Source organism: Burkholderia sp. Ac-20392 (assembly GCF_017104585.1).
GTDB lineage: Bacteria > Pseudomonadota > Gammaproteobacteria > Burkholderiales > Burkholderiaceae > Burkholderia > Burkholderia lata.
Genome location: NZ_JAAGPB010000311.1, coordinates 1 through 10086 on the forward strand (window position 1 = coordinate 1; position 10086 = coordinate 10086).

At 66.3% G+C, this 10086-nt stretch carries 8 protein-coding genes and 1 pseudogene; 5 read left to right on the top strand and 4 right to left on the bottom strand.

Annotated elements, in window-relative coordinates; translation table 11 throughout:
* Positions 1 to 399 (bottom strand): lipopolysaccharide heptosyltransferase I (gene waaC / locus G3N99_RS26960; protein WP_206123921.1); only part of this gene is annotated, 399 nt, incomplete at its 3' end.
* 175 nt (positions 400 to 574) lie between these two features.
* Positions 575 to 1969, bottom strand: a complete 1395-nt coding sequence (locus G3N99_RS26965; RefSeq protein WP_174941513.1) for a phosphomannomutase/phosphoglucomutase — start codon at positions 1967 to 1969, stop codon at positions 575 to 577.
* A 263-nt stretch (positions 1970 to 2232) separates the two neighbouring features.
* Between G3N99_RS26965 and G3N99_RS26970 the strand changes: the two genes are divergently transcribed.
* Genes G3N99_RS26970 through G3N99_RS26990 form a run of 5 tightly spaced genes read left to right on the top strand, consistent with a single transcriptional unit; the run spans position 2233 to position 7674 of the window.
* On the top strand, positions 2233 to 3489 hold the full coding sequence (locus G3N99_RS26970) for an oligosaccharide flippase family protein (protein WP_039361066.1): 1257 nt from the start codon (positions 2233 to 2235) through the stop codon (positions 3487 to 3489).
* Positions 3486 to 4310: a glycosyltransferase gene (locus G3N99_RS26975; protein ID WP_206123922.1), complete on the top strand. Its 825-nt coding sequence runs from the start codon at positions 3486 to 3488 to the stop codon at positions 4308 to 4310. The genes G3N99_RS26970 and G3N99_RS26975 overlap by 4 nt, the downstream gene beginning before the upstream one ends.
* A 55-nt stretch (positions 4311 to 4365) precedes the next feature.
* Positions 4366 to 5502, top strand: a complete 1137-nt coding sequence (locus G3N99_RS26980; protein ID WP_206123923.1) for a glycosyltransferase family 4 protein — start codon at positions 4366 to 4368, stop codon at positions 5500 to 5502.
* 15 nt (positions 5503 to 5517) lie between these two features.
* Entirely contained in the window at positions 5518 to 6540 is a 1023-nt protein-coding gene (gene galE / locus G3N99_RS26985) for a UDP-glucose 4-epimerase GalE (RefSeq protein WP_206123924.1), read from the top strand.
* Between the two features lie 27 nt (positions 6541 to 6567).
* Entirely contained in the window at positions 6568 to 7674 is a 1107-nt protein-coding gene (locus G3N99_RS26990) for a glycosyltransferase (RefSeq protein WP_206123925.1), read from the top strand.
* A 93-nt stretch (positions 7675 to 7767) separates the two neighbouring features.
* Here G3N99_RS26990 and G3N99_RS26995 read toward each other — a convergent pair whose 3' ends face one another.
* Together G3N99_RS26995 and G3N99_RS27000 are read right to left on the bottom strand one after the other, a co-directional pair.
* On the bottom strand, positions 7768 to 9642 hold the full coding sequence (locus tag G3N99_RS26995) for a nucleoside-diphosphate sugar epimerase/dehydratase (RefSeq protein ID WP_206123926.1): 1875 nt from the start codon (positions 9640 to 9642) through the stop codon (positions 7768 to 7770).
* A 12-nt stretch (positions 9643 to 9654) separates the two neighbouring features.
* A pseudogene (locus tag G3N99_RS27000) lies at positions 9655 to 10086 on the bottom strand (glycosyl transferase); the annotation flags it as partial.

The following is a 10086-nucleotide window of genomic DNA, read 5'->3' on the forward strand; positions in this document are numbered from 1 at the left end:
TTTGCGATAGAAGAAGCGCACCGGCCACTCGTAGCCGGCGCCGTCGGTGCGGTTGCCGAGCCCGACGAGCGGGCCGCGCGCCCAGCTGGCGACCCAGGCCGTCTTGATGAGGCCCTGGCAGTCGATCACGAGGTCGTACTGCTCGGCCGCGAGGCGCCGGCGGAACGCACGAATCTCGCGCCACGTGGCGCCCGAGAACGGCTTCTTGCGCCAGCGGCGCAGCGAGAACGGCAGCACGTTGCGCACGCCGTCGACGAGCTTGACCAGGTCGACGAAGCTTTCCTCGACGAGCCAGTCGATCTGCGCATCGGGGTGGCGGCGCCGGATATCGGCGATCACCGGCATGTTGTGCACGACGTCGCCCAGCGACGACACGCGCACGATCAGGATCTTTTGCACGCTGAAAAAACGCCGGCAGGCAGCCGGCGACAAGCATAAAGGGGGGATTTTATCCCGCCCGGCGGTCCAGACAGACAAAAAGCGGCCGCACGCCCTTGGCGTGCGCCGCTTTTCAGGGATGGCGCGACGATCGGACACACCGTCGCGCCGGTGGCGGCCCGCAGGCCGCCGAGGCTCAGAACGGCAGCTTGACGTCCGGCTTCGCGGCCGTCAGCACGCGGCGGAAGTCCTCCTGGATGCGCTTGAGCCCTTCCTGCGTCTCCGACTCGAAACGCATCACGACGACCGGCGTCGTGTTCGACGAACGCGCGAGGCCGAAGCCGTCCGGGTACTCGACACGCAGGCCGTCGATCGTCACGACTTCCTCGGCGCCGTCGAACTTCGCCTCTTTCTGCAGCTTGTCGATCAGGCGGAAGTTCTCGCCTTCGTCGAGCCACAGCTGCAGTTCTGGCGTGCTCATCGCGTCCGGCAGCCCGTTCAGCAGCGCGCTCGGATCGGCCGTCTTCGTGAGGATCTCGAGCAGGCGCGCACCCGTGTAGAGACCGTCGTCGAAGCCGTACCAGCGATCCTTGAAGAACACGTGGCCGCTCATTTCACCGGCGAGCGGCGCACCCGTCTCGCGCAGCTTCGCCTTCACGAGCGAGTGGCCCGTCTTCCACATCAGCGGCTCGCCGCCCTTCGACTTGATCCACTGCGCGAGGTGGCGCGTGCACTTCACGTCATAGATGATCTGCGCGCCCGGGTTGCGCGACAGCACTTCTTCCGCGAACAGCATCAGCTGGCGGTCCGGATAGATAATCTGGCCGTCCTTCGTGACGACGCCGAGGCGGTCGCCGTCGCCGTCGAACGCGAAGCCGATCTCGGCGTCGGTGTCCTTCAGCGCCTGGATCACGTCCTGCAGGTTTTCCGGATGGGCGGGATCGGGGTGATGGTTCGGGAACGTGCCGTCGATGTCGGTGAAGCGCTCGACGAGCTCGCAGCCGAGCGCCTTGAACAGGCGCGTCGCGAGCGGGCCGGCCACGCCGTTGCCGGCGTCGACGACGAGCTTCATCGGGCGGGCCGGCTTGATGTCGCCGACGATGCGCGCGATGTATTGATCGGCCACGTCGAACTCTTCGTACGAGCCGTTGCCCGTCTCGAAACGCTCGTCGACGATGCGCTGGTACAGCGCCTGGATCTGCTCGCCGTAGATTGCAGCGCCGCGCAGCACCATCTTGAAGCCGTTGTAGTCGGGCGGGTTGTGGCTGCCCGTGACGACGATGCACGAATCGACGCGGCGCTCGCCGCCCTTCAGCGCAAGCGGGACGTTCGCCGCGAAATAGCCGACCGGCGTGGGCACCATGCCGACGTCGACGACGTCGACACCCGCCGCACGCAGGCCGTCGGCCAGCGCGCCGACGAGGTCCGGCCCGGACAGGCGGCCGTCGCGCGCGACGACCACCGCATCGCCGCCCTGCGCGCGCACTTCGCTGCCGAATGCCCGGCCGATTCCGCGCGCGGTGTCGGTGTCGAGCGTCTTGCCGACCACGCCACGAATGTCATATGCCTTGAAGATGGATTGGGAGATCATCGATTCTCTTCTCTCAGTTGCGTGCATGGAAAATTGTCTGGCTTGCCTGGCCGCCGCTCGCCGGTGCCGCGCATGATACATGCTGGCCCGGCACGGAGTGAAACCGCTGGCGCGGAACGGCGGGAGCGACCCCGATCCCACTTATAATCGCGGGTTTTGATGACGCGCATGCCGCCCATTTTAATGCCTAGCCGTCCCGTCGCCGCCAACCTGCAGCCCTCGGGCGCCCTGCCGGCCGCCTTGCGCGCACGCCGCTGCCGCGCATGCTGAAGCGCTTCGGCAACCCGGATGTCGCGAAGGCCGTCGCGAATCTCGTCTGGCTGGGGCTCGAACGGCTCACGCAGATCGGCGTCGCGATCGCGATCAGCGGCCTGTTGGCCCGTTATTTCGGGCCAGATGTGTTCGGCAAATGGCAGTATGCGAATACGCTCCTCCTGGTACTGGCGCCGCTCACCTGGGTGTGCGGCGCGGAAATCCTCGTCCCGACCATCGTCCAGCGCCCGCCCGCCCAGCTCGGCGCGGTGCTCGGCAGCGCATTCGCGCTGCGCATCGCCGTCTCCGTCGCCGCGCTCGTTGCGACCTGGATCGCGATCGCCGCAGGCGCCTTCGATCCGCTGGTCGGCGCGATGCTCGCGGGCCTCGCGGTCACGATGGTATTCCGCGAGCCGTTCGTCGGCGTCATCAACGCGTGGCTGCAGAGCATGACCTACAGCAAGCCGCAGCTCGTCACCAGCATGGTCACCGCGCTGGTGAAGGCGCTGCTCGTCTGGCTGCTGGTCCGCGCGGCCGCGGGCCCGGCCCGCTTCGCGTGGCTGTGGGCGCTCGAGGCCGCCGCAATCGGCTTCGCGCTGCTGCTGTACTACCGCCATCGTAACGGCGGCGCGCTCGGCTGGACGTTCGACAAACCGCTGTTCAGGCACTTTGCGACGGCCGGCACCGTGTTCTGGCTCGGCCTCATCTGCATGTACCTGTTCCTGAAGCTCGACCGCCTGATGCTCGAGCGTCATGTATCGTTCGCCGATCTCGGCCGCTACTCGGCCGCGCAGCAGCTCAACGAGAACTGGATCACGCTCGCGCTGATGCTCGCGCAGACGATCGCGCCCGCCTTCGTCTACCGCGTGCAGGACGTCGCGCGGCTGCGCCGCAACATCGTCCGGCTGATCGCGATGACGGCCTGCCTGATGACGGCCGGCGCGCTCGTGCTCGACGCCGCCGCCCCGCTGATCGTCGGCAAGGTGTTCGGCCACGGCTACGAGGCGTCGGTCGACATCTTCCGCTGGGCGGTCTGGCTGTCGGTGCCCGCCGGCATCGAGGCGATAGGCAATCTTATCGTTCTCAAATATCAAGCAAAATTCGTGTTGCTGTCGAAATGGCTGCTCGCGCTCGCGATCGCCGCGCTCGTCAACCTGTTCGCGATCCCGCGGCTCGGCCTGTACGGCGCGCTCGTCGGGCTGGCGGCCGGCTACCTGGCCGCCGCCGCCGTCAATTTTTATTACATCCGTTTCAAGCTGCGACCATGACGTCCCCTGATTGCCCGACCCCGCTCGACGACGTGGCCGTGCTGATGCCGGCCTACAACGGGCACGACGACGTCGTTCGGACCCTCGCCTCGTTTCGCGAGGACACGCCCGTGCACGTGCTGATCGTCGATGACGGCAGCACGCCGCCGATCGTCGCGCCCGACCTGCCCGGCCTCACGATCGACGTGCTGCGCATGCCGCAGAACGGCGGCATCGAGCGTGCGCTCGCGGCCGGCATCGACGCGCTCGCCGCGCGCGGCTTCCGCTATGCGGCGCGCATCGACGCAGGCGATCTCGCCGCGCCGCAGCGCCTCGCGAAGGAGCGCACGTATCTCGGCGCCCACCCGCGCGTGGCCTGCGTCGGCATGTGGACGCAGGTCGTGTCCCGCGCCGGCGAGCCGCGCTTCATGCTGACCCCGCCCGCCGATCCGCGTACGCTGCGCCGCACGCGCTTCCTGCGCTCGCCGCTCGTGCACCCGTCGGTCATGTTGCGCATCGACGCCGTGCGTGAAGTGGGGAACTATCGTGCGAAATACCGGGCGGCCGAGGATCTCGATCTTTTTTTGCGGTTAATGCAACGCTACGATTGCGCGAACCTGCCGGAACTGGGCCTCTATTACGAATTGAACGAGGGCGGGATCAGTGCGACCAAGCGCCGGCGCCAGCTGGTGTCGACGCTCACGCTGCTGCTGAGCCACTTCAACGCGCTGAACCCGTACGACTGGGCCGGCCTCGCCAAGAACCTGCTGCATTTCGTGACGCCGTACCGGACGTTGCAGCGGATCAAGCAGACGCTGTTCGCCGCGCGGCCGTCCGCGTGACGCCCATTCATTCAGCGTATCCGGCATTTACGATGCTTTATTTATTCTTTTTTTCATGTCCGCCACCTCCCCGCTGCGCATTGCGCTCGTTTGCAACACGGCCTGGGCGATCTACACGTATCGCCACGGGCTGATCCGTGCGCTCGTCGCGCGCGGCGCCGAGGTCGTCGTCATTGCACCGCACGACCGCACGGTGCCGTTGCTCGAGCAGATGGGCTGCCGCTACGTGGCACTCGCGGTCGCGTCGAAAGGCACGAGCCCGCGCGAGGATCTCGGCACGCTCGCCGCGCTGGTGCGCCACTACCGCGCGCTGAAGCCCGATCTCGTGTTCCATTACACGATCAAGCCGAACATCTACGGCTCGGTCGCCGCGTGGCTCGCGCGCGTGCCGTCGATCGCGGTGACGACCGGGCTCGGCTACGTCTTCATCCAGAAGAGCCGCGCGGCGAGCGTCGCGAAGCGCCTGTACCGGTTCGCGTTCCGCTTCCCGCGTGAAGTGTGGTTCCTGAACCGCGACGATCTCGCGACCTTCACCGACGAACAGTTGCTCGCGCATCCCGATCGTGCGCGGCTGCTGCACGGCGAAGGCGTCGATCTCGAGCAGTTCGCGCCCGTGCCGCTGCCCGCTGGCGACGCGCCCGTCTTCATCCTGATCGGCCGGCTGCTGTGGGACAAGGGCGTGCGCGAATACGCGGAGGCTGCGCGCATCGTGCGCGCCCGCTTCCCGAATGCGCGCTTCCAGTTGCTCGGACCGCTCGGCGTCGACAATCCGAGCGCGATCGGCCGCTCGGATGTCGATGCGTGGATCGGCGAAGGCGTGATCGAATATCTCGGCGAAGCGCACGACGTGCGCCCGCATCTCGCGGCGGCCGACTGCGTCGTGCTGCCGTCGTACCGCGAAGGCGTGCCGCGCACGCTGATGGAAGCGTCGGCGATGGGCCGCCCGATCGTCGCGACCGACGTGCCGGGCTGCCGCGACGTCGTCGCCGACGGCGAAACAGGCTTCCTGTGCCGCGTGCGCGACAGCGCGAGCCTCGCGGAGCAGTTGCTCCGCATCATCGAACTCGGAACGGCCGGACGCGACGCGATGGGCGCGCGCGGCCGGCAGAAGGTCACGGCGGAATTCGACGAACAGCAGGTCGTCGAACGCTACCGGCGTACTATCCATTCGTTAACCGGTATCACCCTCTGAAGGAGCGCATCAGCAATGACCGCTAAAGGCACCATCCTCGTTACGGGCGGAGCGGGCTATATCGGCTCGCACACGACCGTCGAACTGCTCGGCAACGGCTACGACGTCGTGATCGTCGACAACCTCGTCAACAGCAAGGCCGAATCCGTGCGGCGCATCACGCAGATCACGGGCAAGACGCCCGCCTTCCACCAGGTCGACGTGTGCGACGAAGCCGCGCTTGCAAAGGTGTTCGACGCGCACCCGATAACCGGCACGATCCATTTCGCGGCGCTCAAGGCCGTCGGCGAATCGGTGGAGAAGCCGCTCGAGTACTACCAGAACAACATCGGTGGCCTGCTTGCCGTGCTCAAGGTCATGCGCGAGCGCAACGTCAAGCAGTTCGTGTTCAGCTCGTCCGCGACCGTATATGGCGTGCCCGAGCGCTCGCCGATCGACGAATCGTTCCCGCTGTCCGCGACGAACCCGTACGGCCAGTCGAAGCTGATCGCCGAGCAGATTCTGCGCGATCTCGAAACCTCGGACCCGACGTGGCGGATCGCGACGCTGCGCTACTTCAACCCGGTCGGCGCGCACGCGAGCGGGCTGATCGGCGAGGACCCGGCCGGCATCCCGAACAACCTGATGCCGTATGTCGCACAGGTTGCGGTCGGCAAGCTGGAAAAGCTGCGCGTGTTCGGCGCCGACTACCCGACGCCGGACGGCACCGGCGTGCGCGACTACATCCACGTCGTCGATCTCGCGAAGGGGCACATCGCCGCGCTCGACGCGCTCGCGAAGCGCGACGCAAGCTTCGTCGTGAACCTCGGCACGGGCCAGGGCTATAGCGTGCTGGAAGTCGTGCGTGCGTTCGAGAAGGCGTCGGGCCGTCCGGTGCCGTACGAGCTCGTCGCACGCCGCCCGGGAGACATCGGCGAGTGCTACGCGAACCCGCAGGCCGCGGCCGACATCATCGGCTGGCGCGCGACGCTCGGCATCGAAGAAATGTGTGCCGATCACTGGCGATGGCAGGAGGGGAACCCGCGCGGTTTTGTATAATCCGCTGTCCATTTTTCGAGCGATCCCATGCTCAGCTTCGCGTCCGGCTTTATCGTCTCCCTGCTCGTCACGCTGTTCATCGTGCGCTATGCGCACCTTCACGAGAAATTCTCGATCGACAGCGATCTGGCCGGCGTGCAGAAATTCCACGTGCGGCCCGTGCCGCGGGTCGGGGGCATCGGGATCCTCGCGGGCGTCGTTGCATCGGCGCTGCTGCTCACGCAGCGCTACCCGACGATCGCCGGCAGCATTCTCGGCGTCGTAGCCTGCGGAATGCCGGCCTTCCTGTCCGGCCTCGTCGAGGACCTGACCAAGCGCGTGTCGCCGCGCGCGCGGCTGCTCTGCACGATGGGCGCGGCCGCGCTCGCGTTCTGGCTGATGAACATTGCAGTCACGCGCATCAGCGTGCCGCCGCTCGACTTCCTGCTCGGTTATGTCGCCATTTCGGCGTTCGTCACCGTGCTCGCGGTTGCGGCGCTCGCGAACGCGGTCAACATCATCGACGGCTTCAACGGGCTCGCGTCGATGGTCAGCTTCATGATGTTCGCGTCGCTCGCGTACGTGGCGTTCCAGGTCCGCGACCCGGTCGTCATGTCCGCGTCGATCATCATGATGGGCGCCGTGCTCGGCTTCTTCCTGTGGAATTTCCCGGCCGGACTGATCTTCCTCGGTGACGGCGGCGCGTACTTCATCGGCTTCATGCTCGCGGAGCTCGCGATCATGCTCGTGATGCGCAACCGCGAGGTGTCCGCGTGGTACCCGGTGCTGCTGTTCATGTACCCGATCTTCGAGACCTGCTTCTCGATCTACCGGAAGAAATTCATCCGCGGCATGTCGCCCGGCATCCCGGACGGCGTGCACCTGCACATGCTCGTGTACAAGCGGCTGATGCGCTGGGCCGTCGGCACGAAGCACGCGCACGACCTGACGCGCCGCAATTCGCTGACGTCGCCGTACCTGTGGCTGCTGTGCCTCGTCGCGGTGATACCCGCGACACTGTTCTGGCGGCACACGGTGCACCTGTTCGTGTTCGTTGTGCTGTTTGCGCTGACCTATGTGTGGCTGTATATCAGCATCGTGCGGTTCCGTGCGCCGCGGTGGATGGTGGTGCGCAAACACCGGCACAGTCGCTGAACCGTTCGCAGCCGCACATGAAAAAAGCGCCCCTCGGGGCGCTTTTCTTTTGGGCCGGCTGGCCGCCGCTTGGCGACAGTAACGACCTCGGCGTCAGCGGGTTGACGCGACCCGCACGCTCTTCAGCGCCGGCACGGCGGCCGTCTGATACTCGGGCACCCAGCGCCGCAAGTCGCGCCGTACTTCGTCGTCCGGCAGCACGCGATGCTGCATCAGCCACGGCAGCAGTTCATCGAGGAAATTGTCCGGCACCTCCCGCGCACGCGCGATCCGCAGCTTCGGATGCGGAGTGCGCGTCGTCGCCTCGTCGTCCGCGAGCAACTCCTCGTAGAGCTTCTCGCCCGGCCGCAGCCCGGTGAACTCGATCCGGATCTGCTCTTCCGAGAAGCCGTACAGGCGGATCAGGTCGCATGCGAGATCGACGATCTTCACCGGCTCGCCCATGTCGAGAATGAAGATCTCGCCGCCATGCCCCATGCTCGACGCCTGCAGCACAAGCTGCGACGCCTCCGGGATCGTCATGAAGAAACGCGTGATCTCCGGGTGTGTAACCGTGACCGGGCCACCCTTCGCGATCTGCTGCTGGAACTTCGGAATCACGCTGCCCGCGCTGCCGAGCACGTTGCCGAACCGCACTGTCTCGAACTGCGTGCGCCCGCTCGTCTGCTGCAACGCCTGGCAGGCCATTTCGGCGAGGCGCTTGCTCGCGCCCATCACGTTGGTCGGATTGACGGCCTTGTCGGTCGAGATCAGCACGAAGTGGCGCACATCGTGGCGGATCGCCGCACGGGCCACGCGATATGTACCGAGCACGTTGTTGCGCAGCGCCTGCCACGCGTTGTGCTCCTCCATCAGCGGTACGTGCTTGTAGGCGGCTGCGTGAAACACGATGTGCGGCGCATGACGCGACATCACCTGGTCGAGCAGCAGCGAATCCTTCGCATCACCGATGATCGGCAGGACGGGCAGGTCGGGGAAGCGCTCGCGCAGTTCCTCGGTCAGCCGGTACATCGCGTACTCGGACAGGTCGAACGCGACAAGTTGCGCCGGCGCGAAGCGCAGGATCTGCCGGCACAGCTCGGAGCCGATCGACCCGCCCGCGCCCGTCACCATCACGACGCGGCCGCGCAGCAGCGCCTCGACGTGCGGCGTGTCGATCGTCACGGCTTCGCGGCCGAGCAGATCCTCGAGATCGATGTTTCGCACCTGCGACAGGAAACCTTGCCCCGGCATCAGCGCGGTCAGCGACGGCAGCACCATCGCCTTCACGCCAGCCCGCACGCACAGCGTCGCGACGCGGCGCTGCGTCTCGACGGACGCCGACGGAATCGCGATGATCGCGTATTCGACCTTCATCGCGTCGGTCCAGTGCTTGAGGTCGTTGAACGAGCCCAGCACCTTGTAGCCGTAGACCTCACGCCCCTGCTTGGTCACGTCGTCATCGAGCAGACCGACGAGGCGCCATTCGCCCGAGCGGGACAGTTCGCGCGCGAGGCTTGCACCGGCCGTGCCGGCGCCAAGCACCAGCACCGGCTTGCCCTTGCCGACGAGCCCGCCGTACAGGTAATACTCCTTCGTCGCGCGATACAGCGCGCGCGCGCCGCCCATCGCCAGGAACAGCATCAGGGGCGACACGAGCAGCACCGAGCGCGGAATGATCGGCACCGGCTGGAACATCACGGCGCCGATCATCACGATCACGCCACCGCCACCCACTGCCTTCGCGATACGCATCAGGTCTGGCAGGCTCGCGAACACCCACAGCCCGCGATACAGGCCGAACACGTGGAACATCAGCGCGTACACGGGCAGCACCCACGTCAGCGCCATCAGCGCGCCGCTCAGGAAATCGGTCGGGACACTACCGTTGAAGCGGACGAGATAGGCGAACAACCACGCTGCAAGCACCGCCAGCAGGTCGAATAGGAAAGCACTCAATGACAGCCAAGATGCTTTGGATCGCAACATCGGCGGGAGACCTCAAGATTTGTTTTCGGTTGCCATGCCGACACGGCGCCAGCGCGCGTCGATCACGCAACCGATGCACGCAAGAACGCCATACCAGGCGACAAACAGCCCCCATTGCTGCAGTGTGGGACGGCCCAATGCCCACAGGGCTACAATTATGCCCGCGAGCATCACGAGGTACCAGTAGATGGCAGTGCGCCGATGGCCAGTGCCGGAGCGCACCATGCGTTGATAATAATGCTCCCGGTGCGCCTGCCAGAACTTTTCCCCACGTAACAAACGTCTCGCAAGTGTTACAGATGCATCCGCAATAAAGGGCGAGAACACCATCGCCGGAAACCAGATCGGCCAGACCCCGCCTCGCCAGCCCCAGTAGCCGAGTGCGCCCGCCATGAACCCGAGCGGAATCGAGCCCGCGTCGCCGAGAAACAGCTTCGCTGGATG